At 33.4% G+C, this 19,680-nt stretch carries 22 protein-coding genes and 2 pseudogenes; 16 read left to right on the forward strand and 8 right to left on the reverse strand.

Annotation, left to right across the window (positions count from 1 at the left end; translation table 11 throughout):
• Positions 1-16: 16 nt before the first annotated feature.
• Positions 17-820 (reverse strand): formate dehydrogenase accessory sulfurtransferase FdhD, encoded by an 804-nt coding sequence (fdhD, locus tag KA858_RS06530; RefSeq protein ID WP_075108022.1) that lies wholly within the window; start codon positions 818-820, stop codon positions 17-19.
• Between the two features lie 201 nt (positions 821-1,021).
• On the opposite strand from fdhD, the gene modA reads away from it, so the two are divergent.
• The 5 genes from modA (at position 1,022) to KA858_RS06555 (ending at position 4,707) form a co-directional block, all read left to right on the forward strand.
• Positions 1,022-1,816 (forward strand): molybdate ABC transporter substrate-binding protein, encoded by a 795-nt coding sequence (gene modA / locus KA858_RS06535; protein ID WP_210135288.1) that lies wholly within the window; start codon positions 1,022-1,024, stop codon positions 1,814-1,816.
• Between the two features lie 11 nt (positions 1,817-1,827).
• Positions 1,828-2,499: a molybdate ABC transporter permease subunit gene (gene modB / locus KA858_RS06540; RefSeq protein WP_210135289.1), complete on the forward strand. Its 672-nt coding sequence runs from the start codon at positions 1,828-1,830 to the stop codon at positions 2,497-2,499.
• A complete protein-coding gene (locus tag KA858_RS06545) occupies positions 2,500-3,105 on the forward strand; it encodes an ATP-binding cassette domain-containing protein (protein ID WP_210135290.1) in 606 nt (201 codons plus the stop codon).
• 79 nt (positions 3,106-3,184) lie between these two features.
• Positions 3,185-4,189, forward strand: coding sequence for a ThiF family adenylyltransferase (locus KA858_RS06550; protein ID WP_210135291.1), 1,005 nt, complete (start codon positions 3,185-3,187; stop codon positions 4,187-4,189).
• Between the two features lie 11 nt (positions 4,190-4,200).
• Positions 4,201-4,707, forward strand: coding sequence for a MogA/MoaB family molybdenum cofactor biosynthesis protein (locus KA858_RS06555; RefSeq protein WP_107628954.1), 507 nt, complete (start codon positions 4,201-4,203; stop codon positions 4,705-4,707).
• Positions 4,708-4,813: 106 nt separating this feature from the next.
• Here KA858_RS06555 and moaC read toward each other — a convergent pair whose 3' ends face one another.
• The gene (gene moaC / locus KA858_RS06560) at positions 4,814-5,296 is read right to left on the reverse strand and encodes a cyclic pyranopterin monophosphate synthase MoaC (RefSeq protein ID WP_210135292.1); all 483 of its coding nucleotides are present in this window, start codon (positions 5,294-5,296) and stop codon (positions 4,814-4,816) included.
• A 62-nt stretch (positions 5,297-5,358) separates the two neighbouring features.
• Between moaC and KA858_RS06565 the strand changes: the two genes are divergently transcribed.
• The 7 genes from KA858_RS06565 (at position 5,359) to KA858_RS06595 (ending at position 10,087) form a co-directional block, all read left to right on the forward strand.
• The gene (locus KA858_RS06565; protein ID WP_210135293.1) at positions 5,359-6,618 is read left to right on the forward strand and encodes a molybdopterin molybdotransferase MoeA; all 1,260 of its coding nucleotides are present in this window, start codon (positions 5,359-5,361) and stop codon (positions 6,616-6,618) included.
• On the forward strand, positions 6,615-7,085 hold the full coding sequence (mobB, locus tag KA858_RS06570; protein ID WP_070855285.1) for a molybdopterin-guanine dinucleotide biosynthesis protein B: 471 nt from the start codon (positions 6,615-6,617) through the stop codon (positions 7,083-7,085). Before KA858_RS06565 ends, mobB begins: the two co-directional genes overlap by 4 nt.
• A gap of 6 nt (positions 7,086-7,091) precedes the next feature.
• A complete protein-coding gene (locus KA858_RS06575; protein ID WP_053028574.1) occupies positions 7,092-7,541 on the forward strand; it encodes a molybdenum cofactor biosynthesis protein MoaE in 450 nt (149 codons plus the stop codon).
• A gap of 1 nt (position 7,542) precedes the next feature.
• Positions 7,543-7,776 (forward strand): molybdopterin converting factor subunit 1, encoded by a 234-nt coding sequence (moaD, locus tag KA858_RS06580; RefSeq protein ID WP_210135294.1) that lies wholly within the window; start codon positions 7,543-7,545, stop codon positions 7,774-7,776.
• A gap of 6 nt (positions 7,777-7,782) precedes the next feature.
• Positions 7,783-8,388 (forward strand): molybdenum cofactor guanylyltransferase MobA, encoded by a 606-nt coding sequence (mobA, locus tag KA858_RS06585; protein ID WP_210135295.1) that lies wholly within the window; start codon positions 7,783-7,785, stop codon positions 8,386-8,388.
• A 13-nt stretch (positions 8,389-8,401) separates the two neighbouring features.
• The gene (moaA, locus tag KA858_RS06590) at positions 8,402-9,424 is read left to right on the forward strand and encodes a GTP 3',8-cyclase MoaA (protein WP_210135296.1); all 1,023 of its coding nucleotides are present in this window, start codon (positions 8,402-8,404) and stop codon (positions 9,422-9,424) included.
• Between the two features lie 309 nt (positions 9,425-9,733).
• Positions 9,734-10,087 carry a SarA family transcriptional regulator gene (locus tag KA858_RS06595; protein WP_053028570.1) on the forward strand — a complete coding sequence of 118 codons (354 nt, stop codon included), beginning with the start codon at positions 9,734-9,736 and terminating at the stop codon, positions 10,085-10,087.
• 53 nt (positions 10,088-10,140) lie between these two features.
• Here KA858_RS06595 and KA858_RS06600 read toward each other — a convergent pair.
• Both KA858_RS06600 and KA858_RS06605 read right to left on the reverse strand, forming a co-directional pair.
• Positions 10,141-11,345, reverse strand: a pseudogene (locus KA858_RS06600) (MFS transporter).
• Positions 11,342-11,779 (reverse strand): MarR family winged helix-turn-helix transcriptional regulator, encoded by a 438-nt coding sequence (locus KA858_RS06605; protein ID WP_210135297.1) that lies wholly within the window; start codon positions 11,777-11,779, stop codon positions 11,342-11,344. The pseudogene KA858_RS06600 and the gene KA858_RS06605 overlap by 4 nt, the downstream one beginning before the upstream one ends.
• Before the next feature lie 178 nt (positions 11,780-11,957).
• On the opposite strand from KA858_RS06605, the gene KA858_RS06610 reads away from it, so the two are divergent.
• Positions 11,958-12,719 (forward strand): VOC family protein, encoded by a 762-nt coding sequence (locus tag KA858_RS06610; RefSeq protein ID WP_210135298.1) that lies wholly within the window; start codon positions 11,958-11,960, stop codon positions 12,717-12,719.
• Here KA858_RS06610 and KA858_RS12840 read toward each other — a convergent pair.
• Entirely contained in the window at positions 12,716-12,967 is a 252-nt protein-coding gene (locus KA858_RS12840) for a hypothetical protein (protein ID WP_245342051.1), read from the reverse strand. The genes KA858_RS06610 and KA858_RS12840 overlap by 4 nt on opposite strands.
• A gap of 163 nt (positions 12,968-13,130) precedes the next feature.
• Here KA858_RS12840 and KA858_RS06615 point away from each other — a divergent pair, with 163 nt between their 5' ends.
• Together KA858_RS06615 and KA858_RS06620 are read left to right on the forward strand one after the other, a co-directional pair.
• Positions 13,131-14,390, forward strand: coding sequence for a lipid II:glycine glycyltransferase FemX (locus tag KA858_RS06615; protein WP_210135299.1), 1,260 nt, complete (start codon positions 13,131-13,133; stop codon positions 14,388-14,390).
• Positions 14,391-14,523: 133 nt separating this feature from the next.
• On the forward strand, positions 14,524-17,706 hold the full coding sequence (locus tag KA858_RS06620; protein ID WP_210135306.1) for an efflux RND transporter permease subunit: 3,183 nt from the start codon (positions 14,524-14,526) through the stop codon (positions 17,704-17,706).
• Between the two features lie 85 nt (positions 17,707-17,791).
• On the opposite strand, the gene mspA is transcribed toward KA858_RS06620, so the two are convergent.
• Together mspA and KA858_RS06630 are read right to left on the reverse strand one after the other, a co-directional pair.
• Positions 17,792-18,109 carry a membrane stabilizing protein MspA gene (mspA, locus tag KA858_RS06625; protein WP_210135300.1) on the reverse strand — a complete coding sequence of 106 codons (318 nt, stop codon included), beginning with the start codon at positions 18,107-18,109 and terminating at the stop codon, positions 17,792-17,794.
• A 188-nt stretch (positions 18,110-18,297) separates the two neighbouring features.
• Positions 18,298-18,465, reverse strand: coding sequence for an SE1832 family protein (locus KA858_RS06630; protein ID WP_210135301.1), 168 nt, complete (start codon positions 18,463-18,465; stop codon positions 18,298-18,300).
• A gap of 139 nt (positions 18,466-18,604) precedes the next feature.
• On the opposite strand from KA858_RS06630, the gene KA858_RS06635 reads away from it, so the two are divergent.
• Entirely contained in the window at positions 18,605-19,513 is a 909-nt protein-coding gene (locus KA858_RS06635; protein WP_210135302.1) for an AEC family transporter, read from the forward strand.
• On the opposite strand, the pseudogene KA858_RS12845 reads toward KA858_RS06635, so the two are convergent.
• A pseudogene (locus tag KA858_RS12845) lies at positions 19,479-19,680 on the reverse strand (hypothetical protein); the annotation flags it as partial. The gene KA858_RS06635 and the pseudogene KA858_RS12845 sit on opposite strands and share 35 nt — an antisense overlap.

Raw genomic sequence — 19,680 nt, forward strand, 5'->3', positions numbered from 1 at the left:
TGACGCATTTGGAAGATTAATCCAATGTGTCAGTGGCTTTAATACGTTCTGGATGACTATAAACATTGAAGTTGCCATCTCTAATAAAACCAATTGCAGTTATATTTAAATCATTAGCTAACGTAATCGCTAACGTAGTAGGTGCAGATTTGGATAAAATGACGCCTACACCTATTTTAGCCGCCTTTAATAATATTTCCGATGAAATACGCCCACTAAAAATAAGTACCTTATTTCTGACAGGTATACGTCTTTCAAGACAAAATCCGTAAAGCTTATCGAGCGCATTGTGACGGCCGATATCTTGTCTATGTTCAAAAAATTCATCACCATCACTAATGGCAGCATTATGCAACCCACCCGTTTGTTTAAACAATGTACTAGCGGATTGTAGCCCAGTCATCATATTGAGCACTTGTTTCGGGGTTAATGTAATTTTGGACATTGAGGTTTTAGCGATAGCTGCATCATTGTGAAAGTAAAATTCTCTACTTTTTCCGCAGCATGATGCAATCATACGTTTAGTTGAATACTCAAAACGGTCGCCTAAATCTTTAGTTAACTCTACATGTGCGAAACCTTTACTATCATCTATTTGCAAAGCGCGTATTTCTTCTTTTTTATAAATAGCTCCCTCAGAAGCTAAAAATCCCACTACAAGTTCTTCCATATGTGTTGGACTACAAATGACTGTAGCAAATTCTGTGCCATTAACAATAATTGTCAATGGAAATTCTGTAACATAACTATCTGTTGTATTGATGAGTTGCCCATCTTCATAGCGGAGGATAGATTGCCCTTGTAATACATCTTTATCCATTTTTATTTCTCCTTTAGGCATATATAACTCTATATTAAAACTTTTGAACATTATTTGAAAAGATTTAAATTACATATAAATAATTGATAGTATATTAAATGTATTTAATAATATGAAGATTAGGTGAAATTTATCATTTTATACCTTTTAAAAGTTATAAATAAGCATATAATAAGTGGTATAAAAGGAGGGGTTTGTGAAATGAAAATTAAGCATTTCATGGCAGTTATTGCTACATTAGTTATTATTTTAGCAGGATGTTCAAATTCTGGTAGCAATGATAGTGGAAATAAATCATCTGACTCAAGCAAAAAAGATAGTGATAACAAACAAGAATTACAAATTTCGGCAGCAGCTAGCTTAGGTGATGTAAGTAAAGCATTAGAGAAAGAATTTAAAAAAGATCACAAAAATGTTGATGTGAGTTTTAACTATGGTGGTTCTGGTGCATTAAGACAACAAATTGAAAAAGGTGCCCCAGCTGACGTATTCATGTCTGCGAACACTAAAGATGTTGATATGCTAAAAGATAAAGACAAAGCACACGATACATACAAATATGCACATAATAAGCTTGTCTTAGTTGGAGATAAAAATAGCGACAAAACATCAGTTAAAGATTTAGAAGATAATGAAAAATTAGCAATTGGTGAAGTTAAAACAGTTCCAGCTGGTAAATATGCAAAACAATATTTAGAAGATCAAGGTTTATATGATGACGTTAAAGATCATTTAGTTTATGCCAAAGACGTTAAACAAGTATTAAATTATGTTGAAAAAGGTAACGCCGAAATGGGCTTTGTTTATGAAACAGATTTATATACTGACAACAAAAAAACAGATAAAGTAAATGAAATTAAAGAAGCAGAACTTAAAAAACCAATCACTTATGAAGCAGGTGCAACTTCAGATAAAAAACTTGCGAAAGAGTGGATGGACTTCTTAAAATCTGACAAAGCGAAAGATATCTTAAAAGAGTATCATTTCGAAGTTTAGGAGGTTGAAGAATGCCTGAATTAACACCTTTTTGGATATCGATTCAAGTAGCCGTCATAAGTACGATTATTGTAACAGTACTAGGTATTTTTATATGTCGATTGCTTTATAAGGGAAAAGGGCATCTTACTAAACTCCTTGAAAGTTTTATATTATTACCCATTGTTCTACCGCCAACGGTGCTAGGGTTTATCTTACTCATTATATTTTCTCCTAGAAGTGTTGTAGGACAATTTTTTGAAGAGGTACTACATCTTCCGGTAGTATTCACAATGACAGGTGCAGTTATTGCATCTGTCATTGTTAGTTTTCCGTTAATGTATCAACACACGATTCAAGGATTTAGAAGTATTAACCCTAAAATGTTAAATACTGCTCGTACCATGGGGGCAAGTGAAAATAAAATATTCTATCGCTTAATTTTACCGTTATCTAAACGTTCAATCATTGCTGGGGTTATGATGAGTTTTGCTCGTGCAATTGGAGAATTTGGTGCAACATTAATGGTTGCAGGTTACATACCAAATAAAACGAATACGTTACCACTTGAGATATACTTTTTAGTGGAACAAGGTAGAGAAAACCAAGCTTGGTTATGGGTGCTTGTGCTAGTCGCATTTTCAATTACTGTAATTGGTATATTGAATTTTGCTAATAAAGATAAATATAGGGAGGTAGATTAGATGTTAGAGTTAAAGCTACAATATCAATTAAAGAAGACGTTTATTGATATTAACATTCATGATACTGTCCCTAAAATTTATGCAATACGAGGACCTTCAGGTATAGGTAAAACAACAGTATTGAATATGATAGCAGGTTTAAGAAAACCGGATAAAGCATATATTAAAATAAATGATAGACTTATCACTGATACTGAACATAAAGTGAACGTGAAAATCCAAGAGCGTAATATTGGTTATTTATTTCAAGATTACCAATTATTTCCAAACATGACAGTGAATAAGAATATCACTTTTATGGCTAAACCATCTGTTCATATAGATGACTTAATGGATCGCCTAAATATTCATCATTTAAGCGCGCAATATCCAGCGACGCTTTCAGGAGGCGAATCTCAACGTGTTGCATTAGCACGTACATTAAGTACGAAGCCAGATTTAATTTTATTAGATGAACCCTTTTCAAGTTTAGATGATGCGACAAGAGACGAGGGCATCAAGTTAATCAAACGTATTTTTAAAGAATGGAAGATACCTATTATCTTTGTTACACATTCTAATTTTGAAGCTGAAGTTTTAGCGGATAAAATCATAAAGATAGGGTAATAAAAGCGCCTCTTTGTAAAAGAGGTGCTTTGTTCGTTATAATGATAGAAATGGATCTTAACTAGAGAGGGCAATAAAAATGACGAGGGAACGTTATTCGAGACAAACTTTGTTTAAAGGAATAGGAGCTAACGGACAAAATAAAATCAGTCAAAAGCATGTACTTATTGTTGGTATGGGCGCATTGGGAACACATGTTGCTGAGGGACTCGTTCGTGCAGGAATAAACACACTTACAATTGTGGATAGAGATTATATTGAATTTAGTAATTTACAGCGTCAAACATTATTTACGGAAGAGGATGCTAATAAAATGCTACCTAAGGTCGTCGCGGCTGAACGTCATTTAAAAGCATTGCGTCAAGATCTAGCACTCAATACGTTCATTACACATGTTGATTATTATTTTTTAGATAAACATGCACAGCATGTAGATTTAATCATTGATGCTACGGATAATTTTGAGACAAGACAATTGATCAATGACTTTGCTTATAAAGAGAAAATACCTTGGATTTATGGTGGTGTCGTACAAAGCACTTATATAGAAGCTACATTTATACCTGGACAAACACCATGTTTCAACTGTTTAATGCCACAGCTTCCAGCAATTAATTTAACGTGTGATACAGTCGGTGTTATACAACCTGCAGTCACAATGACAACGAGCTTTCAATTGCGAGATGCCCTTAAATTATTAACTGAACAATCAGTGCCTAGTAAATTAACATACGGGGATATATGGGAAGGACAACATTATACATTTGGCTTTAGTCGCATGTTCAGAAATGAATGTCCAACGTGTGGTTCAAATCCATCATTTCCTTATTTAAATCAGCAACATACATTATATGCAACATTATGTGGTAGAGATACAGTACAATATGATAATGATAATATTACCCAGGAAATGGTGCGTGAGTTTCTTAAACAACATCAACTTAATTATAGAGAAAACAAATATATGATAATGTTTGAATATAAAGGGCATCGAATTGTTAGTTTTGAAGGTGGACGGATGCTTATACATGGCACTACAAAAACGTCAGATGCCATTCATTTAATTAATCAATTATTCGGATAGGAGTGAATTTGATGCATCAACATGATCATGCGAAAATAGACAGAACGATTCATTGTGCAGTTTTGACAGTTTCAGATACTAGAGATAAAGAAACAGATAAAGGTGGTCAACTTGTTCAAACTTTAATTCAAGACATTAATGTTGAAGTCGCAAAGTCACATTATGCGATTGTCAAAGATGATAAAGAAGCGATTTATTCTCAAATCAAACAATGGTTGGCAACTGATATTGATGTCATTATTACAACAGGCGGTACTGGCATTGCGCAAAGAGATGTTACGATTGAAGCAGTTAAACCCATCTTTGATAAAGAAATAGAGGGATTTGGAGAATTATTTAGATATTTAAGTTATACAGAAGATGTGGGCACTAAAGCATTATTATCAAGAGCGGTTGCAGGTACAGTCGAAAATAAATTGATTTTCACTTTACCTGGATCAACTGGCGCTGTGAAATTAGCTATTGAAAAGTTAATTAAGCCAGAATTAAATCATATGTTGCATGAATTGAATAAATAAAAAAATAGTCATGGATTTAAACTTAAATGATAGGTTTCCCTAATTGAAGTTTTGCATCCATGACTTTATTATTTAAATTGAACATAATATATGTGCTTAGAATAGCCTATCGATGATAATCACCTGATTTGCCACCTGATTTTGATTCAAGATACGTTTCACCGATGATCATGCCTTTGTCTACTGCCTTCGTCATATCATAAACGGTTAGTGCAGTCGCTGATGCGGCAGTTAATGCCTCCATTTCAACACCAGTCTTTCCTGTTGTGGAGACAATCGCAGTGATATTTAATGTATAAGACATGTTGTCATTCGTTTGCCAATCAAATTGAACATCAATGCCAGTTAAAGGTAAGGGGTGGCACATAGGTATTATTGTTGATGTATTCTTAGCGGCCATAATACCAGCAATTTGGGCCGTATTTAAAACGTTACCTTTCTTATTAGTATTTTCAATTATTTGATTATAAATTGTTTCATTAACAGTAATGCTAGAATGGGCTTGTGCAGTACGCTTCGTAACAGCTTTATTTGAAACATCAACCATTTTAGCATTACCTTGTTCATTAATATGAGTGAATTTTGACATATTAACCCTCCTGATAGGGATAGTATATCATGATTTTAAATTATAAATTGGAGATGAAATCAATGGCAGTTGAAAAAAGAAATCCTATACCAGTGAAAGAAGCAATACATCGTGTTGTCCAACAAGAGATATATTTAAATCAAATTGAAGTGAATTTAGATGAGAGTTTAGGATATATTTTAGCAGAGGATATTGTTGCGACTTATGATATACCTCGATTTAATAAATCACCTTATGATGGGTTTGCGATACGCAGTGAAGACTCTGCAGGTGCCTATTCAGAAAACCGCAAACAATTTAAAGTAATTGACCATATAGGTGCAGGTTCAGTTTCTAGTAAAACACTTGGTCAAAATGAAGCAGTGCGTATTATGACGGGTGCTCAAATTCCAGAAGGCGCCGATGCAGTAGTGATGTTTGAACAAACAGTTGAAGACGGGGATACATTCACGATACGTAAATCATTTGAAGCAAATGAGAATGTATCGCTTAAAGGTGAAGAAACGACAACTGGAGATATTGTTTTGAAAAAGGGACAAGTCATTAACCCCGGTGCAATTGCCGTATTAGCAACGTATGGTTATACTAAAGTGCAAGTTACACGTCGTCCTAGCATTGCTGTCATTGCAACAGGTAGTGAACTATTAGATGTGAACGATGACTTGCAACCAGGAAAAATTCGCAACTCAAATGGTCCAATGATTAAAGCATTATCAGAGAAGATTGGCTTAAACGTGGAAGCATACAAAATCCAACAAGATGATTTAGAAAGTAGTATTGCTGTGGTTAAAGATGCTATGTCTAAACACGATATTGTTATAACAACTGGCGGTGTTTCTGTTGGAGACTTTGACTACCTACCAGAAATTTATAAAGCGGTTAATGCTAAAGTATTATTTAACAAAGTTGCAATGCGACCTGGTAGTGTAACAACGGTAGCTGTTGCTAATGGACAATATTTATTTGGCTTGTCAGGCAACCCATCTGCTTGCTTTACCGGTTTTGAATTATTTGTGAAACCAGCTGTTCAGCATATGATGGGCGCAACTGCATATTACCCTCAGGTTGTTAAAGCTACATTAATGGAAGATTTTACGAAAGCTAATCCATTTACACGTTTTATTCGAGCAACTGCTAATTTCTCACAAAGCGGTGCGACTGTAGTACCATCAGGGTTTAATAAATCAGGAGCAGTAGTGGCAATTGCGCATAGTAATGCAATGATTATGTTGCCAGGGGGAACAAGAGGATTTAAAGCTGGACACACAGTAAATGTTATTTTAACTGAATCTAATGTTTTTGAGATGGAAATGACCTTATGATTTTGCAAATCGTAGGCTTTAAAAATTCAGGAAAAACAACATTGATGCAACATACGATACAATTTTTAAAATCTCATGGTTACACTGTAGCAACAATCAAACATCATGGTCACATTGGTGATGATATCACGCTTCAAGAGGATCATGTAGATCATATGAAACACTTTAATGCTGGAGCAGATCAAAGCATTGTGCAAGGTGAACACTATCAACAAACGGTCACGCGTGCATATAAACAAAATCTTACTCAAATGATTGACCAATCTGTTACAATTGATTGTAATATCATTTTGGTTGAAGGATATAAAGATGAACATTATGATAAAGTAATTGTTTATCGAACAACCGAAGAATTAGAACAGCTAAAGCAATTGACATGTGTTAAATATTGTTACCATGTTCAAGATATACAAGCATTATCACATTATGATAATTGGCTATTACAATGGATAGAGCAAAGGAATTGACACTAAATGAAGCAATTTGAAATCGTTACTGAACCTATCCAAACGGAACAGTATCGAACATTTACTATAAATGAACACCAAGGTGCTGTAGTGGTCTTTACAGGGCATGTAAGAGAGTGGACCAAAGGCATTAAAACGGAATACTTAGAATACGAAGCGTATGTACCTATGGCAGAGAAGAAATTAGCGCAAATTGGTGATGAAATTCAAGAACGTTGGCCAGGGACAATTACAACCATTGTTCATCGAATTGGGCCGCTCCAAATTTCAGATATTGCAGTATTAATTGCAGTATCATCACCACATCGTAAAGATGCATATCGTGCGAATGAGTATGCGATTGAGCGTATTAAAGAAATTGTTCCAATCTGGAAAAAAGAAATATGGGAAGATGGTGCAGAATGGCAGGGCCATCAAAGAGGTAGCCACGACCTTGCAACTAAAGGAGAGGACTAGTGTGAAGGTATTATACTTCGCTGAAATAAAAGAAATTTTGCAAACTGATAGTGAAATACTTGATATTAATGAAACAATGGATGTTAATAATTTTAAACAAAGATTGTTTGAGAGACATCCCTCAATTCAATCTAAAAAATTTCAGGTTGCAGTAAACGAAGAATTTGTACAAGAAGAGGATATCATTCAACCAACAGATACAGTTGCATTGATTCCACCAGTAAGTGGGGGTTAACAGGAAATGAAAGCTATTATTTTAGCAGGTGGTCATTCAGAACGCTTTGGTACGGCTAAAGCGTTTGCTGAAATAGATGGACAATTATTTTATCAACGAATTGTTCAAACATTACAAGAAACAAATATGTTTAATGACATCATTATTAGCACGAATGATCAATTAGCTGATCAATTTAAACATGATCATGTCATTTTAGATGACACTAAAAATAAAGATAAAGGGCCACTTGCTGGTATATATACTGTAATGGAGCAATACAATGATGAGGAATTATTCTTTGTCATATCTGTTGATACGCCGATGGTAACTGGTAAGGCCATCAGTGCATTGTATCAGTTTTTAGTTTCTAAACTAATCGAAGATCAAATTGATATTGCTGCATATTCAGAAAATGGACGTGTCATACCAACCATTGCATTTTATCATCCAAACTGCATTGACGTTATGAAAGAAGCTTTAGATTCAGATGATTTCAGCTTACGACACGTATATAATCAAGTGACGACAGAATGTATTGATGTTACAAGCATACAATCACCTGAATATTGGTATAAGAATATTAATTATCAAGAAGATTTAGCCACATTGAAACATCAGATAAATCAATAAGGAGGGTCCATGTATGGTTGCACAAATCAAAGATAAATTAGGTCGACCTATTCGCGATTTACGTATTTCTGTAACTGATCGTTGCAATTTTAGATGCGACTATTGTATGCCTAAGGAAATCTTCGGTGATGACTACGTGTTCCTACCTAAAGATGAGTTATTAACGTTTGAAGAGATGGTGAGAATTGCGCGTGTTTATGCAGAACTTGGCGTGAAAAAATTACGTATAACGGGCGGGGAACCATTGCTTAGACGCAATTTATATCAATTAATTGCTGAGTTGAACAACATTGATGGTATTGAAGATATCGGTATGACGACGAATGGACTCTTGTTGAAAAAGCATGGTCAAAAATTATATGATGCGGGCTTAAGACGTATTAACGTTAGCTTAGACGCTATAGATAATGAAGTGTTCCAAGCCATCAATAATCGTAATATTAAAGCCACTACGATTCTAGATCAAATTGATTATGCAGTATCTATTGGTTTCCATGTTAAGGTAAACGTTGTAATCCAAAAGGGTGTAAACGATGATCAAATCATCCCAATGGTCGATTACTTTAAAGATAAAGATATTGAAATTAGATTTATCGAGTTCATGGATGTTGGTAATGATAATGGTTGGGACTTCAGTAAAGTTGTGACCAAAAATGAAATGCTAGATATGATTGAAGCGCATTTTGATATTGAACCAGTCCCTCCTAAATATTATGGGGAAGTCGCAAAGTACTATAGACATAAAGATAATGGTGCTCAATTTGGTTTAATCACAAGTGTCTCAGCTTCATTTTGTTCTACGTGTACGAGAGCACGTTTATCATCGGATGGTAAATTTTATGGTTGCCTATTTAGTACTGTTGAAGGCTTTGATATTAAATCATTTATTCGTTCAGGTGTTACGGATGATGAATTAAGAGAACAATTAATAAGCTTATGGAACATACGTGACGATCGATATTCAGATGAACGTACAGAACAAACAGTTAAAAATCGTCAACGCAAGAAAATTAATATGAACTACATTGGTGGTTAAATTAAGAACGGGAGTGGCGCAGAATTTAAAAAGAATTCTGTCTCGCTTCCGTTCTTTTAGAATATAAATTCAATTAACAGTTTACATTTAAAGTAAATCATTATTTAATATAATACCTATGATTAAAGTATAGGAATGTCATAATAGCACTGAGTATATGTATAACTGATTTTGTATTAAACACTAATCAGAAAACAAATAAAATTTGTAATAGATTAAATTGTGTATGTGTTATATAATTTTGTTAAGGAAAATTAATTTTTTAAAGCAACAACTACATCTTAGAATCAACATTGGAGGTCTTTAATTATGGCAACAGAAAAAGTACAACGCTTTATTGCAGCAGAGAGAGAATTAAGCCAATTAAAACATTGGTTAAAATCATCGTATAAAATTTCCATTGAGGAATTTGTAGTTTTATTTAAAGTTTATGAAGGTAAAAAAATTAGCGGTAAGGAATTACGTGATACGTTGCATTTTGAAATGTTATGGGATACAAGCAAAATTGACGTGATTATACGTAAAATTTATAAGAAAGAATTGATTTCTAAATTACGCTCTGAAACAGATGAGCGACAAGTTTTTTATTTCTTCAACGCAACACAACAGAAATTATTAGATAAAATGAAATCTGAAATCGAAGCAATTAGTATTGCTAATTAATAGATTATAATAAGCGCTAGGAAACGTTTTAATGATTTCCTAGCGCTTTATGTTTAATGATATTGCATTTTGACTTTTCTACCATGAACAATAAAGTAAAGAACGGTACAAAGTGCTGCTACGATAGCCATAATGATATAAACTTCAGTGTAACTAATGAAACCTGTGAATAAGCCTAATAAAGATGGACCAAATCCTATACCTATATCTAAACCAATAAAGTAGGTTGATGTTGCAATACCATATTTACTCGTAGGTGACACTTTAATGGCTATAGCCTGCATAGATGACGATAAATTGCCATAACCAATGCCTAAGAAGACACCAGCAAGTAATAACATCCAGCCACTATAACTGAATACTAATAAGACAAAGGTAATGATTAGTGCGATAAATGCTGGATAAACAACAACATTTTCTGTACGTGCATCAATCATTCGACCTGCAATTGGACGTGTAACTAGAGAAGCGATGGCATAACAAATAAAGAAATAACTGGATGCTTCTAATAAATGACGTTGCTCTGCAAAGAATTTTAGGAAAGTGAGTATGGAAGCATAGTTTAATGCAATAACCATCATAACAATAGATACAGGTACTGCTTCTTTAGCAATAAAGTTGTGAATGTTGAAACCAGACGCTTGAGCTACTTTAGCATCCGTTTTATTATGAACGGCATCAAAATCAATTTTAATAAATAGTGAAATTATTAAACTGATCACACCTAAAACTAAACATATAGCAAATAGTAAATTGATAGAAAATGATTTTAATAATAAGATACCGAAGAATGGGCCTATAGCTGTACCAAGTACTAAACTAAGTGAAAATAGACTAATACCTTCGCTCTTACGCTCAACAGGTGTGACATGTGCTGCAATAGTACCAGTTGCAGTAGTAGCTATAGCAGTCGCAATCCCATTAATTAGACGTACGAACATTAAGAATGTGATTGATCCAGGAATGAAGTAAAGTAATTGTGTAATCACAAGCAATAATAATCCAGTAATTAATATTTTTTTGGACCAAATTTATTTACATATTTACCAGTTCCAAATCTACCTATTAAAGAACCGATAATAAATAACCCCACTACTAATCCAGCTAAACTATCTGAGGCATGATAAGTAGACTTACTATAATCTGCAATAATGACTAATAAAAGATACATGCATAAATAGACGAAAAAGTTGATTGAGAAATTAACTGTAAAGCTTTTCGTGAAAATAGGCTGTTTTATATCCGTGTTTTGAGTCATACTGATTCCTCCTCTGACAATGCAAGATGAAGTTTATTCATTACGCTAATTACATTTTCAAGATCTTCATCAGATAATCTAGCATTTTTAATAAGCTCACGCTGAACTGGTAATATCTTACGATAAACGTTTTCATATAATGTTTGACCTTTATCAGAGAGACTTAAGAACTTTTCACGCTTATCTTCCTTACTCGGTTCTACAATTAATAACTCTTTATCAGATAAAACTTTAATAATTTTACGTGTAGTGGGTTTCTCAATAAAGCGACGTTTAGAGATGTGAACTAAAGTCGTTGGAGATGTACTCGCAATATCTCTTAATATCAACCATTGTCCAGGGTGTAAATCAAACTGGTCGAGTATCGATTGCGTTCGTTTCATATATGGACGGTATAAACCAATGAAACTGTTAAAAAATTCATTTGTTAACATAATATACTCCTCCCAAACAAGTTAGCTTTGCTAACTATTTTTTGAACAAAAATTATTATATGACGTATTTAAAAAAATTGCAATACTTTATTAATAAGTTGTATGAATAAAAGAAATAATCAGATAAGAAGTTTGATAAGATAGATGCAAGTCGAATAATTAAAGGGGAATACGATCAATGGAACTAAGATTTGACCATATTATTCATTATGTTGATAACCTTAAGAATTTTAAATACCCAGGGGAAATCTTAAAAATTAGCTCGGGAGGTAAACATCATAAATTTGGAACATTTAATCGTTTATCTTATATAAATGGAAATTATATTGAATTGATAGATGTAGAAGACAAAGAGAAACTAACTAAAGAGTCAAAAACAGAAGAGGGTCGCGTCGCATTTGCGACTAAAATTGTTCAAGACCACTTCCAACAAGGTTTTAAGACAATTGCTTTAAGAACTTCAAATATAGAACAATTAAAGCAAACATTAGAAGGTCGTGGCATTGAAACAATTGGACCCATAGATATGCATAGAGAGAATAAGAAAGGTGACAAAGTAAGATGGAAACTACTTTACATTGCAGATCCTGATTACATGGTAAAACCGCCATTCTTTATTGAATGGGCAGAAAAAGAAGTTAAACACAATCAAAAATTAGAACCGCTTTTTCAAAAACAATTCAAAATCGACAAAATTATTATAGACAGTGAAAAACGTGCAAAAACACTTTCAAAATGGCAAAAATGGTTTGATATGACTATTCTTGAAGAAGGCGATCATTACACGGATGTACAATTAACGACAGATCACATTATATACCGTATACAAGATGCGAAAACGTCGGGGTATAATACAGTCATATTTAAAGATAGCGAAACGACTGCGCCGTACTCAATTATTACAAAAGGTGCTAAATATCGCTTTGAACCAGAAGATTAATATAGGTAAATATAAGTACTATGTGCAATCAATCCGATGTGCATGATTGAGAGTATTAAAGAGAGTATACTGAGGTATGCAGTTATTTTTGACGTTTGTAATAATAAGAAAAAGATAGTAAGTACAAACGACAATCCAACGAACATTACTCTTAAACTAAAATATGAAATAGTTAAAGGTTGAGTCATCGTAACAACAATAGCTATCAAGTTTAAAATAACAAATAGTATTAATATTAAATTTCGCATAATAACCCTCTTTTTTAAGAAATATTAGTATTTTAAGTCTATACAGTATATCAAAAATTTAAAATCATGAAATAATATTTGAATCGGACGGCGAGTTTGTCGACACTCAAATCATGACATTGTATAATTATAATTAATGTAAAGAAAAAGGAGTTTTTATAGCATGGAAAAGATGAATATCACTAACCAAGAGCATGATGCGTTTGTGAAAGCTCATCCTAATGGCGATTTGCTACAACTAACGAAATGGGCAGAAACAAAACGACTAACAGGATGGTATTCAAAGCGTGTGGCAGTGGGCGAAGATGGTGAAATTAAAGGTGTAGGTCAATTATTATTTAAGAAGATACCTAAACTACCATTCACGCTATGTTATGTTTCTCGTGGATTCGTAACAGATTATAGTGATAAAGCTGCCTTGGAACAGTTATTAGCCGAAACTAAAAAAGTAGCTAAAGCAGAAAAAGCCTATGCTATTAAAATTGATCCAGATGTTGAAGTCGATAAAGGTATAGATGCACTTAAAAATTTAAATGCATTAGGATTTAAACATAAAGGGTTTAAAGAAGGTTTATCTAAAGATTACATTCAACCACGAATGACAATGATCACACCAATCGATAAAACAGATGAAGAAATAATCCAAAGTTTTGATCGACGAAATCGTTCAAAAGTACGTCTTGCTTTAAAACGAGGTACGAAAGTAGAACGTTCAAATCGTGAAGGACTTAAAACTTTTGCGGAATTAATGAAGGTAACAGGAGAACGTGATGGCTTTTTAACAAGAGATATAAGTTATTTCCAAAATATTTATGACTCTCTGCATGAAGATGGAGATGCTGAATTATTCCTTGTGAAATTAGAACCAAAACCTGTCTTAGAGGACATTGATAAAGAACTTCAAGAACTGGACAACGAAAAAGCACAACTACAAGACAAATATGAAAGAAAGCAAGATAAAAAGACGCAGAATAAACTCAATGATGTCGACGCTAAAATTCAAAAATCTATTGAAAGAAAAGACGATATGACGGACTTATTAGCAAAACATCCTAATGGAATTTATTTATCTGGTGCATTGTTAATGTTTGCAGGATCAAAATCATATTATTTATATGGTGCGTCATCGAATGATTACCGTGACTTCTTACCTAACCATCATATGCAATATGAGATGATGAAGTTTGCGCGTGCACATGGTGCGACAACTTATGACTTTGGAGGAACGGATAATAACCCAGATAAAGATTCTGAACATTATGGTCTTTGGGCGTTTAAACGTGTATGGGGTACGTATCTAAGTGAAAAAATAGGTGAATTTGATTATGTATTAAATCAACCACTTTATCAATTAATTGAACAAATTAAACCACGTTTAACTAAAGCTAAAATTAAAATTTCTCGTAAATTAAAAGGTAAATAGTTTATTTATTATTAGAATTTAATCTGAACGATAACACAACTAACATTGTGACGTTCAGATTTTTTTAGGATAATAGGGATGGCTAAAATGAATGACTGACTTTTTAAGATATAAGAATGGGGGAAAACCAGAAGTGATTAAGAAAATGCTAACGTTCTCGTTAGGAAATAAATTTGCAATATTCTTGATGGTTGTATTAGTTATTCTAGGAGGTGTATATGCTAGTGCTAAATTAAAACTCGAGTTACTGCCAGATGTTGAAAATCCAGTCATATCTGTACAAACCACAATGCCGGGTGCGACACCTCAAACAACCCAAGATGAGATCAGTTCCAAAATTGATGACCAAGTGCGCTCACTCGCATATGTAAAAAGTGTGAAAACACAGTCAATACAAAATGCCTCTATAGTAACCGTTGAATATGACAATGATACGGATATGGATAAAGCTGAGGAAGTCTTAAAAAAAGAAATAGATAAGTTAGACTTCAAAGACGGTGTAAGTGAACCAGAATTAACACGAAATTCTATGGATGCATTCCCAATCGTAGCGTATTCATTTACTAATAAAAATAATGATCTCAAAGCGACGACAAAAGAAATTAATACACAACTTATCCCTAAATTACAAACCGTTGATGGCGTACAAAATGCGCAACTTAATGGTCAAACTACAAGACAAGTAACATTAAAATTTAAACAAAATAAACTAGATGAAGCTGGATTAACAGCTGATGACGTAGAGAATTACATCAAAACAGCAACACGTGAAACACCTCTAGGATTATTTCAATTTGGCAAAAATGAAAAATCAATCGTCATTGATGGTCAATTCAAATCCGTCAATGCCCTTAAAAACTTAGAAATCCCATTAACAATAAGCGGTCAAAGCCAAGCAAGTAGTAGTGATGACCAATCTGGTAATGAGATGCGTAGCACTGGAGACAGCGCATCATCGTCAAGCGCTCAATCTCAAATGAACAATCAATCTCAAGCGTCTAGTGGTGAAATGCCAAGCGTACCGTTAAGTGACTTAGCAAACATTATTGTTGGAGATGAACGTGAATCAATTTCTAAGACGAACGGGAAAGATGCGGTCAATGTCCAAATTATGAAGGCACAAGATGCTAATACGGTTCAAGTTGCTAAAGATGCACAAAAGAAAATTGATGACTTTGTGAAAAACAATGATGACATTAAAGCGACTAAGACTATGGATACTGCTAAGCCAATCGAAGATTCACTTTATACTATGGTTGAAAAAGCAGCATTAGGAACCATTGTCGCAATTATTGTTATCCTATTATTCTTGAGAAATATTAGAACAACGGCTATATCAATAGTTTCTATACCGCTTTCTATTTTAATCGCACTCATTGCATTAAAATTAAGCGATGTATCTTTAAATATTTTGACGCTAGGTGCATTAACAATCGCAATTGGTCGTGTGATAGATGACTCAATCGTTGTTGTTGAAAATATTTATCGACGATTGTCAGATCCAAAAGAAGCATTGTCTGGAGACCATTTAGTAATCAGTGCAACGAGAGAAGTTTTTAAACCTATTTTATCTTCTACAATCGTTACGATAATCGTATTCTTACCACTTGCATTTGTATCAGGCTCAGTAGGTGAAATGTTTAGACCTTTCGCTTTAGCAATCGCCTTTAGTTTGTTAGCATCATTACTTGTATCTATTACTGTGGTACCTGCATTAGCTTCTACATTTTTCAAAAAAGGAATTAAGTTAAAGGCACATTCGGGTAGTCAAAATGAAGAAAGTCGTGGCGTCATAAGTAGGGGCTACCGTAAAATCCTTGGCTGGTCTTTAAATCATAAGTGGATTGTTTTAATTATTAGTGTTGTTATCCTAATTGGAAGCATTGCACTAGGCGGCTCAAAATTAGGTACAAGCTATATTTCGACTGGTGATGATAAATTCCTAGCTGTAACTTATACACCAAAACCTGGTGAAACTGAAAAAGCTGTGCTGAATCATGCAAAACAAGCGCAAGCCTATTTGCAATCGAAAGATAAAGTGAAAACTGTGCAATATTCTGTGGGAGGACCTTCGCCTGCAGATCCAACTGGTAGCACGAATAGTATGGCGATTATGGTTGAATATGATAAAGACACACCTAACTTTGAAGAAGAACCTGATAAAGTGATTTCACATTTATCTAAGATGAATCAACCTGGTGAATGGAAAAATCAAGACATGGGTACTGGTTCTGGAAATGATTCGGTTGAAGTCACTGTAAAAGGACCTTCAACGAATGCAATCAAAGATACCGTTGCCAAAGTAGAGAAAGAAATGAAATCTGTTAGCGGTATAACTAATGTAAAATCAGATTTATCACAAACGTATGATCAATATGAAATTAAAGTTGATCAAAATAAAGCAACTGAAAAAGGTATCTCAGCTGGTCAATTAGCATTGAATTTAAATGAGAATTTACCAGAAAAAACGATTACCACAGTTAAAGAAAATGGTAATAAGGTAGACGTCAAAGTTAAACAAAACAAACAGACAGATTGGTCTAAAGATAAATTGAATAATATGGAACTAAAATCACCAACTGGTGAAACAGTTCAACTGAAAGAAATCGCGAACCTTGAGCGTACAACAACACCAAGTAAACTCGTGCAAGAAGACGGAGATTATGCAACAACTGTATCTGGTAAAATCACAGATTCTGACGTTGGTGGCGTTTCAAGTAAAGTCATGAATAAAATTAATAATATAGACAAACCAGATAACGTTAAAATCAACGTTGGCGGTGCAACAGATGATATTAATCAAGCAATAAGCCAATTGGCATTTGCGATGCTAGTAGCTATCGTCATTGTTTATCTCGTATTAGTTATCACATTTAAAGGTGGCTTAGCGCCATTCACAATACTGTTCTCACTACCATTTACAGTTATCGGTGTCGTATTAGCATTACTCATTACGGGTGAAACAATTTCAGTGCCAAGTTTAATAGGTATGTTAATGTTAATAGGTATCGTTGTAACCAATGCCATTGTGTTAATAGATCGTGTGATTACAAATGAGCAAGAAGGTATGTCTATGAAAGAAGCATTGCTAGAAGCGGGAAGTACGCGTATTAGACCAATTCTGATGACAGCCATTGCCACTATTGGCGCATTGTTACCACTATTATTTGGTCAAGACAGTTCAATATTAATATCAAAAGGTATGGCAGCAACTGTCATTGGAGGATTAATTTCGTCTACACTGCTTACTTTAATTGTAGTACCTGTCATCTATGAAATCCTCTTCACTTTAAAAAATAAAATAACACGTAAATAAAACATATAGCCAACTACTGCTAATATGTAAAAAGTAGCCTAAGACATTGATGTCTTAGGCTACTTTTAATCTTATAAAGAATAGTTTAATACATTACAAATATTAAAATGATATAAATTACAAATAAAATAACTGATAGGATATTCAGAATTGAAACAGCTTTAGCATCATGTTTTAAAGCTTTGAATGCAGTTACTTCAACATTACCGACAAGTAGGGCTAATACAACAAAGACCCACCAGTTTTCAGCTGGAAATTGTAGTGTTGTTAAGGCAAATACAAATAGTAATAACACACCCATGATAATGCGTAAAATGCGAATAAATATAGAATGCATTTTGAAAATACTTATATAACTAACAATGAGATATAAAACGGGTAATAATAATAAGTAGAGTTTCACCTGTTGTCTTCCTTTCTAATTACAACTTATATGATTTGTCTAAAAATAATATACAATTTATTATAAATTGGCAATTACTAAATGGATTGGAAAGGTGCCCAAGTACGGCTATTCTTAGTTTTGATGATTACTACAGAAAGCGCTAGGGCAACAAATTAATCCTAAATTGGTCTAAATCAAGACAATCGTTATTTCTGACGTAATTGAGCACGTATGTCAGCAATTTGTAATTCGATGTCTTCTAATTGCTTAACGAGAGGATCTATCGTTTGATTTAAAGATTCTCGCTTTTCGAGGTCATTTTGTAATCGAACATAATCATATTTTAATTCATCTAATTGTGATTCTAAATCCATTAGTCTTAAACCCCTTTAACATCAAAATTTAATAATCACATTGAATTATAGCATGAAACAAGACACTTCTAAAAATGATGTAAATTATGTTAAAGTATTTAACTGTAATAAAATGTTTTAGTAGAAGGAAGGAACTACCGTGACAGAGCAGTTTATAATGATCATTCTTTTAATCGCGCTAGGATATCTATTGAAACGTATAAACTTTTTGAAAGCAGCAGATAGTCAAGTGTTATCAACGCTAGTACTTAATGTCACGCTACCTTCTTTAGTTATTGTTAATCTTAACAGTGCAGCATTAGATTTTTCATTTTCAATATTACCTATCATGATGATTGCATATGGTGTGCTTGCTAAGATAACTGTTTTATGGCTATTTAACAGACATAATAACCATATTAAAGGTACAGTAGGGATGATGACTGCATCACTTAACATTGGATTATTTGCTTATCCACTTGTTGATACAATCTGGCCAAAGAACGGTATGATTTATTTTGGTATGGCTGATATAGGTGGCGCAATTATTATGTTTGGCGTAACTTATTTTGTTGGTAGCTATTTTAGTCAAGGTGGGGATCAGTTCGATTTTAAATATCTAGGTAAGAAACTGATTACATCCGTTCCGCTTGTCACATATATCATTATGTTTACTTTGAACATGCTAAATATTCATTTACCAAAGGTGTCAATTGATTTTTTCACAATTATCTCTAAAGCGAACATGCCACTTTCAATGATTTTATTAGGTGTTATGCTTAACTTCAAGATAGAACGTCATTTCTTACCCATTGCGATTAAATATTTATTAGCACATTATGGTTTAGGCTTAATAGCCGGACTACTCGTTCATTTCTTATTACCTGTTTCAGATGAAATGATTAAGACGACATTGCTTATTGCTTGGCTACTACCTGTAGGTGTAGCGATTATTCCATATTCTATTCAATTTAAATATAAGACATTACCTTTAGTCGGTATGGTAACGAATATCTCAATCGTTATAAGTATTATCATTCTTTATTTTTATCAGGCACTATTTGTATAATAAAGTAATATAAATATGAAAAAAGAGTCCGGGACATAAAGTTCTTGGATAAGTGAAAAAAAGACAATTTCTATTGAAATAATATAGAAATTGTCTTTTTTATAAATTTTTTAATTATTTTCAGCTCGTTGAGCTACTACTTTTCTTATATTAAGTGCCATTAATAC

Source organism: Staphylococcus sp. GDX8P80P, assembly GCF_017893095.1.
GTDB lineage: Bacteria > Bacillota > Bacilli > Staphylococcales > Staphylococcaceae > Staphylococcus > Staphylococcus borealis.

Bases quoted from the DNA above. Each gene is read 5' to 3' on its own strand.
- fdhD (WP_075108022.1), bottom strand. From the start codon at position 820: ATGGATAAAGATGTATTACAAGGGCAATCTATCCTCCGCTATGAAGAT.
- modA (WP_210135288.1), top strand. From the start codon at position 1,022: ATGAAAATTAAGCATTTCATGGCAGTTATTGCTACATTAGTTATTATT.
- modB (WP_210135289.1), top strand. From the start codon at position 1,828: ATGCCTGAATTAACACCTTTTTGGATATCGATTCAAGTAGCCGTCATA.
- KA858_RS06545 (WP_210135290.1), top strand. From the start codon at position 2,500: ATGTTAGAGTTAAAGCTACAATATCAATTAAAGAAGACGTTTATTGAT.
- KA858_RS06550 (WP_210135291.1), top strand. From the start codon at position 3,185: ATGACGAGGGAACGTTATTCGAGACAAACTTTGTTTAAAGGAATAGGA.
- KA858_RS06555 (WP_107628954.1), top strand. From the start codon at position 4,201: ATGCATCAACATGATCATGCGAAAATAGACAGAACGATTCATTGTGCA.
- moaC (WP_210135292.1), bottom strand. From the start codon at position 5,296: ATGTCAAAATTCACTCATATTAATGAACAAGGTAATGCTAAAATGGTT.
- KA858_RS06565 (WP_210135293.1), top strand. From the start codon at position 5,359: ATGGCAGTTGAAAAAAGAAATCCTATACCAGTGAAAGAAGCAATACAT.
- mobB (WP_070855285.1), top strand. From the start codon at position 6,615: ATGATTTTGCAAATCGTAGGCTTTAAAAATTCAGGAAAAACAACATTG.
- KA858_RS06575 (WP_053028574.1), top strand. From the start codon at position 7,092: ATGAAGCAATTTGAAATCGTTACTGAACCTATCCAAACGGAACAGTAT.
- mobA (WP_210135295.1), top strand. From the start codon at position 7,783: ATGAAAGCTATTATTTTAGCAGGTGGTCATTCAGAACGCTTTGGTACG.
- moaA (WP_210135296.1), top strand. From the start codon at position 8,402: ATGGTTGCACAAATCAAAGATAAATTAGGTCGACCTATTCGCGATTTA.
- KA858_RS06595 (WP_053028570.1), top strand. From the start codon at position 9,734: ATGGCAACAGAAAAAGTACAACGCTTTATTGCAGCAGAGAGAGAATTA.
- KA858_RS06605 (WP_210135297.1), bottom strand. From the start codon at position 11,779: ATGTTAACAAATGAATTTTTTAACAGTTTCATTGGTTTATACCGTCCA.
- KA858_RS06610 (WP_210135298.1), top strand. From the start codon at position 11,958: ATGGAACTAAGATTTGACCATATTATTCATTATGTTGATAACCTTAAG.
- KA858_RS12840 (WP_245342051.1), bottom strand. From the start codon at position 12,967: ATGCGAAATTTAATATTAATACTATTTGTTATTTTAAACTTGATAGCT.
- KA858_RS06615 (WP_210135299.1), top strand. From the start codon at position 13,131: ATGGAAAAGATGAATATCACTAACCAAGAGCATGATGCGTTTGTGAAA.
- KA858_RS06630 (WP_210135301.1), bottom strand. From the start codon at position 18,465: ATGGATTTAGAATCACAATTAGATGAATTAAAATATGATTATGTTCGA.